The organism is Endozoicomonas sp. ALD040 (assembly GCF_049275945.1).
Classification (GTDB): Bacteria; Pseudomonadota; Gammaproteobacteria; order Pseudomonadales; family Endozoicomonadaceae; genus Endozoicomonas_A.
The window spans coordinates 5388852-5407673 of sequence record NZ_CP184829.1; the positions used below are offsets into that span (position 1 = coordinate 5388852).

At 48.6% G+C, this 18822-nt stretch carries 6 protein-coding genes; 3 read left to right on the top strand and 3 right to left on the bottom strand.

Translation table 11 applies throughout. From position 1 onward, the window contains the following. Positions 1–40 precede the first annotated feature (40 nt). The gene (locus ACOJUN_RS19490) at positions 41–3841 is read right to left on the bottom strand and encodes a DUF4116 domain-containing protein (RefSeq protein WP_422133554.1); all 3801 of its coding nucleotides are present in this window, start codon (positions 3839–3841) and stop codon (positions 41–43) included. Between the two features lie 269 nt (positions 3842–4110). Here ACOJUN_RS19490 and ACOJUN_RS19495 point away from each other — a divergent pair, with 269 nt between their 5' ends. Further along, positions 4111–7215 carry a hypothetical protein gene (locus ACOJUN_RS19495; RefSeq protein ID WP_422133555.1) on the top strand — a complete coding sequence of 1035 codons (3105 nt, stop codon included), beginning with the start codon at positions 4111–4113 and terminating at the stop codon, positions 7213–7215. Continuing rightward, positions 7196–7390 carry a hypothetical protein gene (locus ACOJUN_RS19500; RefSeq protein WP_422133556.1) on the top strand — a complete coding sequence of 65 codons (195 nt, stop codon included), beginning with the start codon at positions 7196–7198 and terminating at the stop codon, positions 7388–7390. The genes ACOJUN_RS19495 and ACOJUN_RS19500 overlap by 20 nt, the downstream gene beginning before the upstream one ends. A 97-nt stretch (positions 7391–7487) precedes the next feature. Here the strand turns inward: ACOJUN_RS19500 and ACOJUN_RS19505 are convergent, their stop codons facing one another. Then, positions 7488–11195, bottom strand: a complete 3708-nt coding sequence (locus ACOJUN_RS19505; protein WP_422133557.1) for a DUF4116 domain-containing protein — start codon at positions 11193–11195, stop codon at positions 7488–7490. A 338-nt stretch (positions 11196–11533) separates the two neighbouring features. Here ACOJUN_RS19505 and ACOJUN_RS19510 point away from each other — a divergent pair, with 338 nt between their 5' ends. Then, positions 11534–14653 carry a hypothetical protein gene (locus ACOJUN_RS19510; protein ID WP_422133558.1) on the top strand — a complete coding sequence of 1040 codons (3120 nt, stop codon included), beginning with the start codon at positions 11534–11536 and terminating at the stop codon, positions 14651–14653. Positions 14654–14729: 76 nt separating this feature from the next. Here ACOJUN_RS19510 and ACOJUN_RS19515 read toward each other — a convergent pair whose 3' ends face one another. Continuing rightward, positions 14730–18443 (bottom strand): DUF4116 domain-containing protein, encoded by a 3714-nt coding sequence (locus tag ACOJUN_RS19515; protein WP_422133559.1) that lies wholly within the window; start codon positions 18441–18443, stop codon positions 14730–14732. Between the last annotated feature and the right edge of the window lie 379 nt (positions 18444–18822).

Genomic DNA, 18822 nt, shown 5'->3' on the forward strand with positions numbered 1-18822 from the left:
ATCAGTTCACAAAAGCGCACTCAGAAGGTGAAAATCAGAGTCACAGGATGACACACGAACGCTTTTTATCTTTCGGCTTTTCAGGCTGATCTGAACTCGCGGTTTCAGGTTCAATTTTAATCGGGTGCCCGGCTGCGGCCATAATATCCGGATCCGATTTCAGTCTGTCACTGAGATATTTGTAAATGTGGACATTTTCGTAAATGTGGGTATTTCCTGAGAGCACTGGCAGGACAAAGTCCTTGTCATTTTTAAGGGACTCAGTTGCATAGATCAAGACCAAAGGGTTTTCTGCAATGAGGACTCTCAAGAGGGATTCGTTGTTTTTTACTGTCTGCCCGGCATATTGAAAGGAATGATAATTATATCGGGTAGCTGCCATAACCACTTCAGGGTCATTTTTGAGATCGGTACTGGCATACTCAAGAGAAATACCGCCAGGATCACTAATGGCATGCATTACCAGAGATTTATCCTTTTTGAAACGATCGCTGGCATATTTTAATAACCGCCCTCGCGATCTTATTGCAGAATTGGCTATATCGAAATCATCCCTGAATGCGTCGGAGACAAAACGGAATAACATCGGGTTTTGTTCTATCAGGAAAAGCACCAGATCCTTATCGTGATCTAAATTAAAGTCCTCACGCAAGAGTGTAAAAGTAAGCTCCGGGTGGAAGTCTTCAATGACCATGTGGGTCAGCAGTTCCTTTGTTATTCTTGCCGCATCATCGGGTTTGAGCTGTTTGCTGGCATCGGCTAACATTTGGCGAAGTTCTGAACTTCTGTACCAGGCCCGAAATGCCTCAAGAGTTTCATGAGTTTTTTTGGCCACTTCATGTAACAACTTGCATTCGTCGTCCAGATAATCAACGAACGCATAGTTTTTGTAACATCGACGCACGTCACGGCTTTCGAATACATCCACTATCAGGCAATGTTTGAATATCCAGTTATTTACAGAGTCGCTCAGCCCGATTTGAGACTTTTTAACCAGCGTTTCAAAATTCCATTCGTCAAGATTTTCACCACGATTAAATTTGTTGATTGACATATCCAGGTCGGTCAGTCCGCTCAGAACAGTCACTAATTTCACAAAGCTATCTTGTAATGCTTTTTTTGAATCAACCTGAGTGTATTCTATGGTCATTTTCCATGCATTTTTATTGAAACTGATCGCCATTGGCAGTGAATCACTATCAATCGATGCGCAGCGCAGTGTCTGGACCAAAAACCAGAAACGCTTCAATTTACCCTGTAAGTGTGTGTTGAACCCGTTTTCAGAAAAATTATCAGAGATGTCGAGGCGGAGTGTACGGCCCCTGCCTCCCTCGGCCTCTTCCAGCATGCTTATGGTGCAGACGTGCACTCCGAGTTTCGCACTGACAAAAGCGGCATCCACCATATTAAGCATGCGTAGCCTTGTTATGGGAAGTTTGCTCGCTACCGACATGCACTTGTCGTTTAATAGTCCCAAAGCGCCCTGAGGGAGTATATTAATCAGCACTCTGGCGTCTGTAATTTTGGTGATTTGTCCCTGCCCTGATGCTTCTGCCACCGAGTCGAGTGCAAGAACGAATTGCTGATGAAGCCAGTAAACCAGGTCGTGGGCAGAACTAATATCGAGCACAGATATGGGCCGGGTCAGTTTTTGCAATCTATCCTGCAAGGTCTGGCAATCGCTTAGCCACTGTCTGAAATTCGCAGGTTGGTCGGGTAATTCCAGCTCGGTGGTTAGCGGCAAGACCACCTTTAAGCGCAGTTTATCAATGGCATCTTTCAGGCTTTTGCAGTGTTTTTCAAGGAGATGGATTACCTCGGTAAAGGGTTTGACTTTGGATGGTGCAGTATTTGATTCAGATGCTGTGGCCAGACCTAAAAAGTGCTGATAACCAGAGACAAACAGGTCTAAATCCTTCTGTAGTTGCTGAATCTCAAGGTCAAGTTGTTGTAATAGTTTCGATCGGTTTGCTGACATGCTGACTGCCTTACTTCGGCCCGGGCCAAGGCAGCGACTTGTTATACGGTCAGGGTGAAAATAGTCAAGCAACCGGTGATTCTGGCGATTCAGCCAGGCAAAACCGTCGTCGACACGGGTAAAGTCGGGTGGTTCCGCAGGACTGGTTGCGGCTGAGCTGATGATATCCTGACCGGAAGTGGTGCTCCTGGCCTGCCAATAGGCAGACTGGTCGCCTGACAGCAAACAGGCTCCGGGGCTGCCGACAAAACTGCCAGCCACCAGTGTTACCTGTTGTCCGCTGCTCTGTCTTAATGCTTCAGAATACTGAGAACCAGCCAACAGACAGCTTACACCTGCCTGTCGCAAGGTGATGGCAACATGATCATTGGTTCCTCCCTGTTTGAACACGCAGCCGCCCAGACGTTTTAAAATATCAGGTGCCAGCATCCAGTCACTGGCGTGATTGGCAAACAGAATGGCACCGGGTGGAATCTGTTCCGCATTGACCGGTTCGGTGACCATCAGGGCGACACCACTGCAACAACCTTCACTGACCATGGTTCCTTTAGCCAGTGGCAGGGTTGGCGCAGGTGCAGAGAAACGGGTACTGCCCGGCAGCTCGGTCACTGGTCGACTTTGGAACACGTGGAGTTGCAGATCGCCATCCACGCCAAACTCAGCATCGACCGGGCAACAGAACATATCTTCCAGCTTTTCTATGTTTTTCTGCAGTTCTTGCAATATCTCGTCAGAGAGCATGATGTCTTTTGCATCAGTAGTTGCCGTGTTGCTCCGTTCGATATAACCCGCTTCACCGGTCTCTTCATCGGTGATTTTTTCCAGGACAAACTGTGTCGTAATATCACCCGGGGTAAATTGCCGATTTGGTTGACTGTTTTTATCGTCACTGCGCCTGATTGTATAGCGATGGGGGCGAATTCCTGTTGTTCCGGAGACCGCCCCCCGCGGCTGACCCAGAGCATATTCCACCTGAATGGCATTGTCCTGTAGTGTTGAGTGGCTGATCACTACGCCCCCTAGCTGGCAATGAATGCACTGCTGCAGGACCAGCGCCATGGGCTTTACCTGTCCGTTTGGACAGACTTCAGGCCGGTAGGCGGACGACAGGACTTGCAGGCAGGTTTTCAGGATATCGCCGCCACCATGAACCCGGGAATCATAGCGACCGGCCTGGGCATTGCCGAAGCAGTCTTCATCGACGCCGGAACTGCGAACGATGCAGGCTTCGCTGGCTTGTTGACGAAGCATGAAGTAGCGATGACGAATATATCGGGCAGCACTGATATTTTCTACCTGTTGATAGAAATCCTCACTGGCAATAAATTCGGATAACCCCTTGAGCCATTTTGATTGTTGCTGATGCGGTAGTTCGGTAACGATCGTGCGCAATTGTTCCAGGCTGAATGATGCCTGACCCCGCGTGCCAATATCTGGCAAAAAAGGCAACAGGCATATTGCGGGAAAAGACTGTTGCTCCAGCCTGGCGATCAGGGTTGTGTCAACCACCGTGAAGGGTGGAACCGGGATCCCGGCCTGCTGCATAAGGTGCAGAAACAGGCCCTTGCCGCCCACGAAGCCCCGGGATTGCCTGTCATCGGTGGCTGGCAAGGTGGCAGGTTGCAAGTTATGGCTGGCAGACCCGCAGATATCCGTATTCGGAAGTTTGATATCACGATCAGGTAGTTGAGGATAAGAGAGAACGGTTTTATCTGAATCATCCGTCATGTGCCCCACGCAAGGAGGGGAGTCTTGCCCGGCAGAAATAACAGAATGAGCGAATGCCCGTCCGATGCAGCGGTCTGCTTCACTGGCAGATTCGGGCAAAGTAAAGCCCGTCGTTGTTGGTTGAGTCTTTTCCATGACTGTGATCTCCTTAATCCCTCTTACCTTTGACCGGTGCTTTTGAAAAAAGTTTCAACTACCCGTCAGTCCGGATCCAGGCGGCAGGAACTTTTTGGATATAAAAAAGTCAGAAAGCATCAATACCGGTTTTAAATGAACCTTAATGTCAACACCATCATCCCGATGAAGGCAGTTATTTTATCGTCAGGCTCCTGGCGGCAATACGAGTGAGGTAATTCTAATCCGGACATCACAATGGCTTTCCAATGACTCTAAGGATTATTGATATGGATTCATTACCAACAACAGGAAATTCACTCTCGACAGTATCGTTTACGAACCCTGAGAGTTGTTCTGCGCAATCTGGCAAAAATTCAAACACTGCACATTGCCTGTCCCCGGGTAGTAAAGAGCAGCTAAGACAGGAATTGCGGGCAGCTCTGAAGGCAGGCACTTTCGGTGCTCGACAGATTGAGGTGTGCGACTCGGAATCATGTTTTACAAGATTCGAAAGAGAGTCGGTTTATCTTGACCATAACGACGAGCTTCCTAAAGCACCAAGACCTGTCAACCTGATTATCGAAGACGTACCCTCGATGTTAGTAAGACCAAACGATGTCATAGTCGGCATTCTAAAACCCGATACGCTCGCTGCTTATAAAGATCATGCCGGCACATTTTCTTTAGAGGAAAATACGTTAAAACCAGATGAACTGTCTACTAAATGCCTACCTGACCACAGTTCACTGCGATTGAAAAAGCTCGAGCAAGCTGACCGGCTCTGTAGTGTCTATAGGGAATCTACGTCAGGTGAACTGCGGCCGAACGGCACATTCAAACCGCCCGAATTCAGGGAAAAAGATAATGAAAAGTTAAGACGCCCTGCAGAATGGCTCACCACCGGGTATACAAAATCACAAATCAAGTGTTTTCTGACTGTAAAAGAGAACATTGCCAAAGGTGTTAGCGATCATTTGCAGGATAAACACCAATTAGAAGAGGCTTTTGGCATAGACCCATTGCCCTGGCTGGTTTATTCCCGGCAAGGCGGTTCTGCAGAAGTTTATTTTGAGGATGAACTCCACCGTGATCAGCTGTTAACGCTTAATGAAACCAAGCTTGGTAATTTTGCGATATCCCATAACATTTCTGAAGAGATCCTGAAGAGGTTATTGAATCTTCTGCCAATGCCGTTAAAAGCAGAAATCCTGAATCAACAGCATCTGCCAACGGTGCAGTTTCGAACTCAGGACATTATAAAACTGGTAACGAATCCGGATTGCTTCACTCGTGAACGCTTACGGGAGTTAATAGACCAGGGTTTCCCTGTTCAAAAAAAAGTACTTTACCGGGGAGAATACCAAACAATATTTGATTTATTGATCAAGTCAGCAACCGTATCTTGGCGGAACGATAAGCTTTACAGAATGACGGGTAATGACGAATTCCAGTGCCTGAGCTGGGCAGATTATCAGGAAGATATCCTTATCCAATTATCCACTGATCTGGCCAGATGCGGAGTGCCTGTTACTGAGAAAACCGCCAATAGGCTTTTAGAGGAATTTTATTCAAAAAGACTTTTCTGCCACTTGAAGGCATTGGGAGTATCCTACCAGGGTACAGATTTATGGTCTTTAATGATTGATCACGACTCTATCACCGATCCGGCTGTGATGCTGGAGTTTCATCAACGTTGCCAGAGACTCAGCTCAGCACAACTGCAGGAAGCGTTTCACCTTGTCCTTCGAAGACCTTTTGAGGGACATCATCCCTGTAAACAACTTAAGAAATATTTACTAGCGTTGTTTCATTTTGGCAAGCCCAATGAGCAAACATTAAGCGCCATCAGAAAAAAAATAGCAGACACCAGCGCTAACGGCATTAAAAAATCCCTGGGAACGCTAAGCACAGATGATTATATCCACTGGGTTAAAGCACTCTGGGAGCGGCGAGATCAAGAGTCCTTTTACCGGCAATGGCCAGAAAAAGTCAAAACAGAGCAGCAACAAATAGTCAAACTGCAAAAGTCCCTCGGCCTCACCGACTGTCGATCTGTCCAATCCGCCTCCCTGACGCAACCAGAGGCGTTGCAATTTCTCGTCGACGCCTTCGGCGTACCACCGGTTTTGCCCAATGCCAGGGATAACGAGGAGACCATTCTGAAAATACTGCAGCATTATTACCGACGTCCCGGACCGGAGCGAGTCATCCAATGCCTTGGCAGTGACACATTGCCCGGGGTATGGAAGCCTGATCACAACTGCAGTCATGTATTGCGGGCCCGGAACAATCTGATGTGGTATATCGAGTTGCTGGAGAAATTCGATCTGATGCATTTCTCTGAACCTGAAAAGAACCTGTTGTCATTGGCAATCATCTATCATGATGCCGCTGCAGAAAATGTCCCCAAAGAGGATGAAGAAGAAAGGGCGGCCAGCTATTTCAAGCGGGATCTGAAGGGGCAGTACCCACAGCATCAGCTGGATGATATTGCCGAAGCACTGACTTGCAAGGAAGACGACGTAGAGGGTAAGAGCGACCAGAATATTTCCACACGGGTTCGCGGTTATCTGCATGTACTGCGCTTTGCTGACCGCATGGACTTTATCCGATTCACCGGGGTTGATGCCTCGTTCCCGGGGTTCTTGACAGGACGACAGAAGTTCTGGCAGTTTGACCCATCGCGCCTGGATCTGCCGTCGCAACTGACCCGGAATTTCAGCCTTGATCCTGCCCTGAAACCGGACTTGCAACAGCAACTGGAAGCCGCCATGCACGGTGCTGCTGATCTGCTACAGGTCACTGGCAGTGATCATGAAGACCTCCGGGCGGTTTCTTATGTTCAAACTTTCCGGCTCCAGCCTGACAGGACGGCTATCACCGATAAATTTGAACAGACGCCCCTGCCTCTGCAGAACATGGAAAAATACCTGGATGATAACGTCCGGCGCTATATTGCCAGCCGTGCAGGCATTAACACCTGTTCCAGCCCTGACCATACAGAGTGCAAAACGGACCAGCAAAAGGGGATTACCCGTGGCATCCACAACAGTTTCCATGATCTCAGACAAGTCAGAGTGCCTGAAAGAATGACCCGTCTGGAAAAAATGCAATGTCGCCACGGTTTCAGATTACTGAGTACTGAAACACAAGAGGCCATCGTTCAGGAGGTGCAACGACTGCAATCCGAAGGGATACTCATGAGCCTCGGCACATTAACCCAGGAAACCCTGAAATCACCCCTGGCGAAAAGATCGCTTGAGCAAAGAGGATTTGCGGTGGTTAATGAGAAACGCTTCAGGGGATATAACGAGAAAGGTAAGGTAAACTTGCAGGAAATGCTGGTGCCTGTGAAGGTTCCGCCTGATCGTAATGAAGCGAACAAGCAATAAGGCTGTCCGGAATAACGTCATTCTCGTCATTCCCGCGAAGGCGGGAATCCACACTGACTCTCCACCAGAACCGTACTGCCCGGTGTCCCCCTGGCCTTGTCATCCCCGAGAAGACAGAGATCCACCGTTGGCGCTGGATTCCCGCCTTCGCGGGAATGACGACTTCAGAGCGTGAGAATGAGCTGTTGAAGTTTTGCAACACCCTCTTCACGGCGGGGAGGATGTCAAGAAACTTACGGAGGTCAGACCTGACAGAATGGTCACCCATTCCACTACATCCTTTCAGCTGCAGACTGAATATCCGGATCAGATTTCAGTTTGTCGCTAAGGTATACGTAGATTTGGGGAACTCGTAAGAGCAGAGGCAGGACAAAATCCTTGTCATTTTTAAGGGAATCAGCGACATAGAACATGGCTAAAGGATTTTCCTCAATGATTGTCCTCAACAGGACTTTGTTGTTTTTTGCTGTCTGTCCGGCATAGTAAAAGGCAGGAAAATAGCTTCTGGTAGCCAACAAAACCACTTGCGGGTCATTCCTGAGATCCGTGCTGGCATATTTGAGTGCATCCGCATAATTATTGATGGCAAGCTTTACCAGCGACTTGTCATTTCTGAGACGTTCACTGGCATAAGCTAACAAATCTCCTTGCTGCTCTATGGCAGATTTCGCTATGTCAGTATCATCTTTAAACAGGTCGGCGATCAAACTAAATATTTCCGGGCTTTGCTGAACCAGCGAAAGTACCAGATCCCTGTCATGATCTAAATCAAAGTCCTCTCGCAGCAGTTCAATGCAAGCTTCCCGCCCCTGCCATTCGCTTGCAATGGCCATGCTACAGAGCAGTTCCTTTATTATTCTTGCAGCATCATTCGGCTCAAGGTGTTTGGTATCAGCATTAAATATTTGGCGAAGTTCTGAATTTCTATTCGGATCTTCAGTTGCCTCAATAAAATGACAAGCTTTACTGGCCATATCAAAAAACAGCTTGTATTCGCTATCCAGATAATCGAGGAAAGTATATTCATGATTCCAATAATCTGCCTCCCTGTCATTGATTGCATCCAATACCAGGCAATGTTTGAACGTCCAGTTATTTAAAGGTTCGTCCAGCCCGTTTTGACACCTTTTAACCAGCGTTTCAAAATACCATTTGTCGTTATTTTTACTGAAATTAAATTGGTTGATTGATATATCCATGGAGGTGAGCCCGGACAGAATGTTCACCAATTCCACAAAGGCCTTCTGTAATGCTGGTGTGGAATCAAACCGGGTATACTCTATGGTCATTTTTCCCGCGCTTTGATTGAAGCTGATCGCCATTGGCCGTGAACTTTTATCTAATGATGCGCAACGCAGTGTCTGGACCAAAAACCAGAAACGCTTCAATTTACCCTGTAAGTGCTCGTTTTTCTTGTCTTGGGAAAAATCATCTGAGATGTTGAGGCGGAGTGTTCGGCCCTTGCCTCCCTCGGCCTGTTCCAGCATGGTTATGGTACAGATGTGCACTCCCAGAGTTGCATTAACAAAGGCGGCATCCACCATATTCAGCACGCTTAGTTCAAATAAACTAGGCTTGCCCAGTACCGAGATGCAATTGTCGTCTAATAGTCCGGAAACTCCCCGGGGGAGTATCTCAACCAGCGTTTTGTCTTCTTCAACTTCGGTAATTTTTCCCTGGCCGGATGCGCCAGCCACCGGCGCGAGAGCGTTGACAAATTGCTGATGAAGCCAGTAGATCAGGTCGTGGACAGTACAGATTTCGCATTCATAACTGGGCTGGTTCAGTTTTTGCAATGTATCCAACAAGGTCTGGCAATCTCTCAGCCATTGTCCGAAATCCGTCCGCCGGGAGGGCAATTCTTCATTGCCAGCCAGCGGCGTGACCACTTCTGTGTAAAGGTCATCAATGGCATCCTCCAGGTCTATCAATTGTGTTTCAAGGTACGGGAGTTCATCGGTAAAGGGCTGGATTTTGGAGGGTATAGCAACCGCTTCAGACCCGACGGCCAGATCTAAATAACGCCGATAACCGGATAAAAATTGTTGCAGATCGCCCTGCAGAAGATGAATCTCCCTGCCAAGTTGTGATAACAGATCCGATCGGTTTGCTGACATGCTGATTGCCTTGCTTCGTCCTGGTCCAAGGCAATGGCTAAGTAACCGGTCAGCGCGAAAGTAGTCCAGCAACCGGTCATTCTGGCGATTCAGCCAGCCAAAACCTTCATCGACTCTGGTGAACTCGGGTGGTTCTGCAGGACTGCTTGCGGGTAAGCTGACGATATCCTGACCGGAAGTGGTGCTATTGGCCTGCCAGAAGGCAGACTGGTCGCCGGTCAGCAAACAGGCTCCGGGGCTGCCGGCAAAACTGCCTGCCACCAGTGTTACCTGTTGTCCGCTGCTCTGTCTTAATGCCTCAGAATACTGACAACCAGCCAACAGACAGGGTATACCCGCCTGACGCAGGGTGATGGCAACATGATCGTTGGTTCCCCCTTGTTTGAACACACAGCCGCCCAGACGTTTTAAAATATCGGGTGCCAGCATCCAGTCACTGGCGTGATTGGCAAAAAGAAGGGTTCCGGACGGGATCTGTTCTGCGTTGACCGGTTCGTTGACCGCCAGGGCCAAACCACTGCAGCAACCTTCACTGACCATGATGCCTTCAGCCATCGACACGGCTGGTGCTGGTTCAGAGAAACGGGTACTGCCCGGCAGCTGGGTCACTGGCCGACACTGGAACAGGTACAATTGCCCTAACATAGACACGCCGAACTCAATATCCATCGGGCAACAGAACATATCTTCCAACTGTTCTGTGTATTCCTGCAGTTTTTGCAATATCTTGTCAGAAAGCATGATGTCTTTTGCATCGGTGGTTGCCGTGGTGCTCTGTTCGATATAACCCGTTTCATCGGTCTCTTCGTCGGTGATTTTTTCCAGAACAAACTGTGTGGTAACGTCTCCAGCGGTAAATTGCCGATCCGGTTGACTGTTTTCGTCATCATTGCGCCTGATCCTGAAGCGATGAGGGCAGATGCCTGTACGTCCGGAGACCGCCCCCCGGGGTTGACCCGGAGCAAATTCCACCTGAATGGTATCGTCCTGTAAGGTTGAGTGGCTGATCACTACGCCCCCCAGCTGGCAATGAATGCACTCCTGCATGACCAGCGCCATGGGTTTTACCTGTCCGTTTGGACAGACTTCAGGCCGGTAGGCGGAGGACAGGACTTGCAGGCAGGTTTTCAGGATATCGCCGCCACCATGAACCCGGGAATCATAGCGACCGGCCTGGGCGTTGCCGAAGCGGTCTTCATCGACACCGGAACTGCGAACGATGCAGGCTTCGCTGGCTTGTTGCTGAAGCATGAAGTAGCGATGACGAATATCCTCGGCAGCACTGACATATTTGACCTGTTGATAGAAGTCCTCACTGGCAATAAATCCGGATAACCCCTTCAGCCATTCTGATTGTTGCGGATGGGGGAGTTCGCTAATGATTGTGCGCAATTGTTCCAGGCTGAAAGATTCCTGGCTCCGGGTGTCAATATCTGGCAAAAAGTGCAACAGGCATTTTGCGGGGAAAGGCTGTTGCTCCAGCCTGGCGACCAGGGTTGTGTCAACCACAGTAAAGGGTGGAACCGGGATACTGGCCTGCTGCATACGCTGCAGAAACAGTCCCTTGCCGCCCATAAAGGCCCGGGTTTGCCTGTCATCGGTGACTGACAAGGTGTCAAGCTGCAAGTCATGGCTGGCAGGTCTGTGGTTATCCGTATTCGGAAGTTTGATATTACGAGCAGGTAGTTGAGGACAAGAGAGAAGCGTTTTGTCTGAATTATCCGTCCAGTGCCCCATGTCAGGAGGAGAGTCTTGCCTGGCAGAAATAACAGAACGAGCGAATGCAGATGCGCTGTTGCAGTCTGGCTTACGGGCAGGTTTCAGTGAAGTTAAGCCTGGTGTTGTTGGTTGAGCCTTTTCCATGACTGTGATCTCTATAATTCTTCTCACATCTGACCGGTGCTTTTGAAAAAAGTTTCAACTAATCGTCAGTCCGGGTTTAAGCTGCAGGAACTTTTTTGATGTAAAAAAGTCAGAAACTATAGTGCCGTTTTTAAAAGAACCTTAATACCAACACCATCATCCCGATGAAGTCAGGTATTCATCGTCAGCAGTGACTCACCAGCGGCTCAGGAATGACGTCGGGTTTATCTCTATGTTTAACGCTTCCTTGCTTCAGGAACATCAGGGCGGCAATACGAGTGGGGTAATTCTAATCCGGACATCACAATGATTTTGCAATTACTCCAGGGGTTATTGATATGGATTCATTACCAGAAACAGGAAATTCACTCTCGACAGCATCGTTTACGAACCCTGAGAGTTGTTCGGCGCAATCTGGCAAAAATTCAAACACTGCACACTGCCTGTCCCCGGGTAGCAGAGAGCAGCTAAGACAGGAATTGCACGCAGCCCTGAAGGTCGGCACTTTGGGGGCTCGACAGATTCGGGCGTGCGACTCGGAATCATGTTATACAAGATTCGAAAAAGAGTCGATTTATCATGACCATAACGACGAGTATCCAAAAGCACCAAGACCGGTCAACCTGATTATCGAAGATGTGCCTTCTTTATTACCCCCAACGAAAGATGTCACAGTTGGCATTCTAAAACCCGATACGCTCGCTGCTTATAAAAATCATGCTGTTACAGCTCATTTACAGTTCAGGGGTTTAAAGCCGGATGAACTTTCTACTAAATGCCTCCCTGACCACAGTTCACTGCGATTGAAAAAGCTCGAACAAGCTGACCGGCTCTGTAGTGTATACAGGAAGTCTACGTCAGGTGAACTGCGACCGAACGGCACATTCAAAGCGCCCGAATTCAGGGAAAAAGATAATGAAAAGTTAAGAAACCCTGCAGAATGGCTAACCACCGGCTATACAAAATCACACATCAAGTGTTTTTTCACGATCAAAGAGAACATTGCCAAAAGTATTACCGATCATTTGCAGGATAAACACCAATTAGAGGAGGCTTTAGGCATAGACCCATTGCCCTGGCTGGTGTTTTCCAGGCAAGGCGGTTCTGCAGAGGTTTATTTTGAGGATGAACTCCCCAGTGATCATCTGTTAACGCTTAATGAAGCCAGGCTCAGAAATTTTGCGATATCCCATAACATTTCTGAAGAGATCTTGATGATGTTATTGAATCTTCTGCCATTGCCGTTAAAAGCAGAAATTCTGAATCAACAGTATCTGCCAACACAGCGGCATCCGGTTCAGGTTGAGGACATTATGAAACTGGTAACGAACCCGGATTCCTCCACTCATCAACGCTTACGGAAATTAATAGACCAGGGTTTCCCTGTACAAAAGAAAGTATTTTACGAAGGAGAATACCAAACACTATTTGATGTGTTGATCGAATCAGCAGGCGAATTATGTCTTTACGACCATCTTCACAGAGAGACAGCAGCTGACGAAGACCAGTGTATGAGCTGGACAGCTAAACAGGAAGCTATTTTTGTCCAATTAGCCACTGATCTGGCCAAATGCGGAGTGTCTGTTAATGAGAAAACCGCCAACAACATTCTACAGGATTTTTATTCAATAAGGCTTTGCCGCCATCTGAAGGCGTTGGGATTATCCTACAAGGGTATTGATTTACGGTCTATGATACTTTGCCACCCATCTTGCAATGATCCGGCTGTGATGCTGGAGTTTCATCAGCGTTGTCTGAGACTCAGTTCAGCACAACTGCAGGAAGCGTTTTACCTTGTCCTTCAACGACCTTTTGAGGGACATCATCCCTTTAACCAACTTAGGAATTATTTGTTAGCACTGTTTCATTTTGGCAAGCCCAATGAGCAAACATTAAGCGCCGTGAGAAAAGAAATAGCTGACACCGGCCCTGAAGGCATCAAAGAATCCTTGGGAAAGCTGAGTGCAGATGACTATATCATCTGGATTAAAGCACTCTGGAAATGCCGAGATAAACAGCCCTTTTACCAGCAATGGCCAGAAAAAGTCAAAGCAGAGCAACAACAAATAGTCGAACTGCAAAAGTCCCTCGGCCTCAGCGACTGTCGATCTGCCCAACCTGCCTCCCTGACGCAACCAGAGGAGTTGCAATTTCTCGTTGACGCCTTCAGCGTTCCACCGGTTTTGCCCAATGCCAGGGATAACGAAGAGACCATTTTGAAAATACTGCAGCATTATTACCGTCGCCCCGGTCCTGAGCGAGTCATCCAATGCCTTGGCAGTGACACATTGCCCGGGGTATGGAAGCCTGATCACAACTGCAGTCATGTATTGCGGGCCCGGAACAATCTGTTGTGGTACATCGAGTTGCTGGAGAAATCCGATCTGATGCGTTTCTCTGAATCTGAAAAGAACCTGTTGTCGTTGGCGATCATCTATCATGATGCCGCTGCAGAAGATGTCCCCAAAGAGGATGAAGAAGACAGGGCGGCTTCCTATTTCAAGCGGGATCTGAAGGGGCAGTACCCACAACATCAGCTGAATGATATTGCCGAAGCACTGGCCCGCAAGGAAGACGACCTACAGGGTAAGAGCGACCAGAATCTGTCCACACAGGTTCGCGGTTATCTGCATGTATTGCGCTTTGCCGACCGCATGGACTTTATCCGATTCAGCGGGGTTGATGCCTCGTTCCCGGGACTCTTCAAAGACCGACAAAAGCCCAGACAGTTTGACCCATCGCGTCTGGATCTGCCGTCGCAACTGACCCGGAATTTCACCCATGGTCCTGCCCTGAAACCGGACTCGCAACAGCAACTGGAAGCCGCCATGCACGGTGCTGCTGATCTGCTACAGGTCACTGGCAGTGACAGCAAAGACCTGCGGACGGTTCCCTATGTTCAAACTTTCCAGCTCCAGCCAGACAGGACCGCTATCACCGATAAATTTGAACACACGCCCCTGCCTCTGCAGAACATGGAAAAATACCTGGATGATAACGTCCGGCGCTATATTGCCAGCCGTGCAGGCATTAACACCTGTTCCAGCCCTGACCATACAGAGTGCAAGACTGACCAGAAAAAGGGGATTACCCGTGGCATCCACAACAGTTTTCATGATCTCAGACAAGTCAGGGTGCCTGAAAGAATGACCCGTCTGGAAAAGATGCAGTGTCGCCATGGCTTCAGATTACTGAGCACTGAAACACAAGAGGCCATCGTTCAGGAGGTGCAACGACTGCAATCCAAAGGGATACTCATGAGCCTCGGCACATTAACCCAGGAAACCCTGAAATCACGTAAGGCAAAAAGAGCGCTTGAGAAAAGAGGATTTGCGGTGGTTAATGAGAAACGTTTCAGGGGATATGACAAGAAAGGTAAGGTAAAGCTGCAGGAAATGCGGGTGCCCGTGAAGGTTGTTCCTGATCGTGATGTTAGTGTTTTGCCGTATAAGGAATGAAGCGAAGACGCAACAAGGCTGGCTGGAATAGGCACAGCCAGCCTCATAAGTTGTGCCTATTGCTCTATTGCCTGAATCAAGCGTCCTGGTTCCGGGCTGCAGCCTGAATATCCGGATCAGATTTCAGTTCCTCGCCAAGGTATTCGTAAATGCGGACATCCCTTGAGAGCAGTGGCAGAACAAAGTCCTTGTCGTTTTTAAGGGACTCAGGAGCAAAGTCCATGACCTTAGGGTTTTCTTCAATGAGTATTCTCAAGAGGGTTTTATTGTTTTTTACTGTCTGCCCGGCATAGTGAAAGGCATCAAAATGCCTTCTGGTAGCCGCCATAACCACATCAGGGTCATTTTTGAGATCCGTACCGGCATACTTTAGTGCACAGCCATCACTTTTAATGGCAAGCATTACCAGCACTCTATCCTTTTTGAAACGAGCGCTGGCATATTTTAATGACAGCCCTTGCTGTCCTATTGCAGATTTGGCTATTTCAATATCATCCTTGAATTCGTCGGAGATATATCTGAATACATTTGGGTTTTGTTGCACCAGGAAAAGCACCAGATTCCTGTCGTGATCTATATCAAAGTTCTCACGCAGGAGTAAAATAAAAATCTTTGGAGAGTGGGTTTCAATGGCCATGTGAGCTAGCAGTTCTTTTGTTATTCTTGCAGCATAATTCGGCTGAAGGTGTCCGGTAGCAGCGGTCAGGATTTGACGAAGATTTGAACTTCTATCCGGGCCTTGAGTTGTGTTAAGAAAATCATCAACTTGTTGGACCATTTCATGGAAGAACCTGTATTCGCCGTCCAGAAAATCAAGGAACGCAAAGTCATAGTAGTATGAGGGTATATGGCGGCTTTTGATGACATCCAATACCAGGCAATGTTTGAATATCCAGCTATTCAGGTCGTCGTTCAACCCGTTTTGGCACTTTTTAACCAGTGTTTCAAAATACCACTTATCGGTATTATTTCCGCGATTAAAATTGTTGATTGATATATCCATCGAGGGCAGTCCTCTCAGGACAGTGATCAATTTCACAAAGCCATTCTGTAACGCTAAGGTGGTATCAACCTGGGTGTATTCTATGATCATTTTCCCCGCGTTTTGATTGAAACTGATCGCCATTGGTCGTGAACTTTTATCAATTGATGCACAACGTAGTGTCTGGACCAAAAGCCAGAAACGTTTCAATTTGCCCTGTAGGTGTTTTTTTTCCTCGTCTTGGGAAAAACGATCAGAGATGTCGAGCCGAAGTGTACGGCCCTTACCTCCCTCGGCCTGTTCCAGCATTGCTATGGTGCAGATGTGCACTCCGAGGGTTGCATTAATAAAAGCGGCATCCACCATATTAAGCATGCGTAGCTTTACTATGCCAAGTCTTCTCAGTACAAAAAGGCAATTGTCGTTTAATAGTCCGGGAACTCCTTGGGGGAGTATGTCAATCAGTGTTCTATTTTCTGTGATTTTGGTGATTTGTCCCTGCCCTGATGCTGCTGCCACCGGGGCGAGAGCGCTAACAAATCGCTGATGAAGCCAGTAAATCAGGTCGTGGGCAGAGCGGATATCGCGCACTTCTTCTGGCTGGTTCAGTTTTTGCAATTTATCCAGCAAGGCCTGGCAATCTCTCAGCCACTGTCTGAAATTCGCAGACTGGTCCGGTACTTCCTGGTCGCTGGTCAGCGGTATGACCACTTTTGAGCGCAGGTTAGCAATGGCATCTTTCAGGCAATTGCTTTGTGTTTCAAGGGATGAGAGTTCCTCGGTAAAGGGTTGGACTTCGGCTGCTATTGCATTCGATTCAGACGCTGTGGCCAGCGTTAAAAAGTTCTGATAACCGGATACAAACCGTTGTAAATCCTCTTGTAGCTGCTGAATCTCGATGCCAAGCTGTTTTAATAGTTTCGATCGGTTTGCTGACATGCTGACGGCCTTACTTCGCCCCGGGCCAAGGCAGAAGCCTGCTAACCGGTCAGGGTGAAAATAGTCCAGCAACCGGGTATTTTGGCGATTCAGCCAGTCAAAACCTTCGTCGACTCGGTTGAAGTTCGGTGGCTCAGCAGCACCGGTTGCGGGTGAGCTGATGATATCCTGTCTGGAACTGGTGCTATGGGCCTGCCAGAAGGCAGACTGGTCGCCGTTTAGCAAACAGGCTCCGGGGCTGCCGGCAAAACTCCCTGCCACCAGTGTTACCTGTTGTCCGCTGCTCTGTCTTAATGCCTCAGGATACTGAGAACCAGCCAACAGACAGGGTATACCCGCCTGGCGCAGGGTGATGGCAACATGATCGTTGGTTCCCCCCTGGTTGAACACGCAGCCGCCCAGACGTTTTAAAATATCGGGTGCCAGCATCCAGTCACTGGCGTGATTGGCAAACAGAAGGGTTCCGGGCGGAATCTGTTCTGCCTTGACCGGTTCGGTGACCGCCATGGCTACACCACTGCAGCAACCTTCACTGACCATGATTCCTTCAGCCAGTGGCAGGGTTGGCACAGGTGCAGAGAAACGGGTACTGCCCGGCAGCTGGGTCACTGGTCGGCACTGGAACACGTAGAGTTGCTGATCGCCATCCACGCCGAACTCAATATCGACCGGGCAACAGAACATATCTTCCAGCTGTTCTGTGTATTGCTGCAGTTTTTGCAATATCTCTTCAGAGAGCATGATGTCTTTTGCATCCGGGGATGCCGTCGTGCTTTGTTCGATATAACCTGCTTCGCCGGTCTCTTCACCGGTGATTTTTTCCAGAACAAACTGAGTGGTAACGTCTCCAGCGGTAAATTGCCGATCCGGTTGACTGTTTTCGTCATGACTGCGCCTGATCGTATAGCGATGGGGTTGGATACCTGTATTTCCGGAGACCGCCCCCCGGGGTTGACCTGGTGCAAATTCCACCTGAATGGTATCGTCCTGTAACGTTGAGTGGCTGATCACTACACCCCCCAGCTGACAATGAATACACTCCTGCAGGACCAGCGCCATGGGTTTTACCTGTCCGTTTGGACAGACTTCAGGTCGGTAGGCGGAGGACAGGACTTGCAGGCAGGTTTTCAGGATATCGCCGCCACCATGAACCCGGGAATCATAGCGACCGGCCTGGGCGTTGCCGAAGCGGTCTTCATCGACGCCGGAACTGCGGACGATGCAGGCTTCCCCGGCTTGTTGCCGGAGCCTGAAGAAGCAATGGCGAATATCCCGGGCAGCACTGATATTTTTGACGAGTTGATAGAAATCCTCACTGGCAATAAACCCGGATAACCCCTTGAGCCATTCTGATTGTTGCAGATGGGGGAGTTCGGTAACAGTCCTGCGCAATTGTTCCAGACTGAATGATTCCTGACCCCGCGAGTCAATATCTGGCAAAAAGGGCAACAGGCATTTTGCTGGGAAAGACTGTTGCTCCAGTCTGGCGACCAGGGTTGTGTCAACCACAGTGAAGGGTGGAACCGGGATACCGGCCTGCTGCATACGCTGCAGAAACAATCCTTTGCCGCCAAAAGAGGATCGGATTTGCTCGTCTGTGATGAGAGTAGAAATGTCAGGTGGCAAGTCATGGTTGGCAGGCTTGCTATTTTTCGTAACCGGATGTTCGACACCACGAGCGGGTAGCGGAGTAAAAGACGGGAAAGCTTTACCTGGATAAACCTTCATTAACTGCAGCTGCTTGCGAGAAGGGCTCTCTTGATCGTAAGGAGTGACAGAACGGTTGAGTGCGTACGCTGCCTGATCACCCGATAACCGGGCAGATTTGTCCTCAGCCGGACCTGATTTTGTGGGTTGAATACTCTCCATAGCCTTGATTTCCTGGATTTCCTTGATTTCTTTGAAATAAGACCCTTACTTTTGAAAAAAGTTTCAATAAATGAACACCAGACCTCTTCTTGCACAGAGCTAATACCAATCGTATTTTCTAACTCCCGCAATGAGCATGGAGATTTGAGCCTTAAGACAAGGCGGCGTGAGGAGTCATAGCCTTAGCTATGGCGACGATCGCCAACGCAGGATTAAGGCTCAAATCTTCAGCGCAATAGGGAGTTAGAAAGTTCGATTGGTATAACAGAATGAGAGGTGTTTCTTGAGGGGTGTAGCGAAATCTTCGGGACAACATCGGGTACCGGTCATCTTTTTCTGCACCCCATCCGTTCACAAAAGCGCACTCAGAAGGTGAAAG

What these genes read in the sequence shown, in the direction of transcription:
- ACOJUN_RS19490 (WP_422133554.1), bottom strand. Translation starts at nt 3,841, where the DNA reads ATGGAAAAGACTCAACCAACAACGACGGGCTTTACTTTGCCCGAATCT.
- ACOJUN_RS19495 (WP_422133555.1), top strand. Translation starts at nt 4,111, where the DNA reads ATGGATTCATTACCAACAACAGGAAATTCACTCTCGACAGTATCGTTT.
- ACOJUN_RS19500 (WP_422133556.1), top strand. Translation starts at nt 7,196, where the DNA reads ATGAAGCGAACAAGCAATAAGGCTGTCCGGAATAACGTCATTCTCGTC.
- ACOJUN_RS19505 (WP_422133557.1), bottom strand. Translation starts at nt 11,195, where the DNA reads ATGGAAAAGGCTCAACCAACAACACCAGGCTTAACTTCACTGAAACCT.
- ACOJUN_RS19510 (WP_422133558.1), top strand. Translation starts at nt 11,534, where the DNA reads ATGGATTCATTACCAGAAACAGGAAATTCACTCTCGACAGCATCGTTT.
- ACOJUN_RS19515 (WP_422133559.1), bottom strand. Translation starts at nt 18,443, where the DNA reads ATGGAGAGTATTCAACCCACAAAATCAGGTCCGGCTGAGGACAAATCT.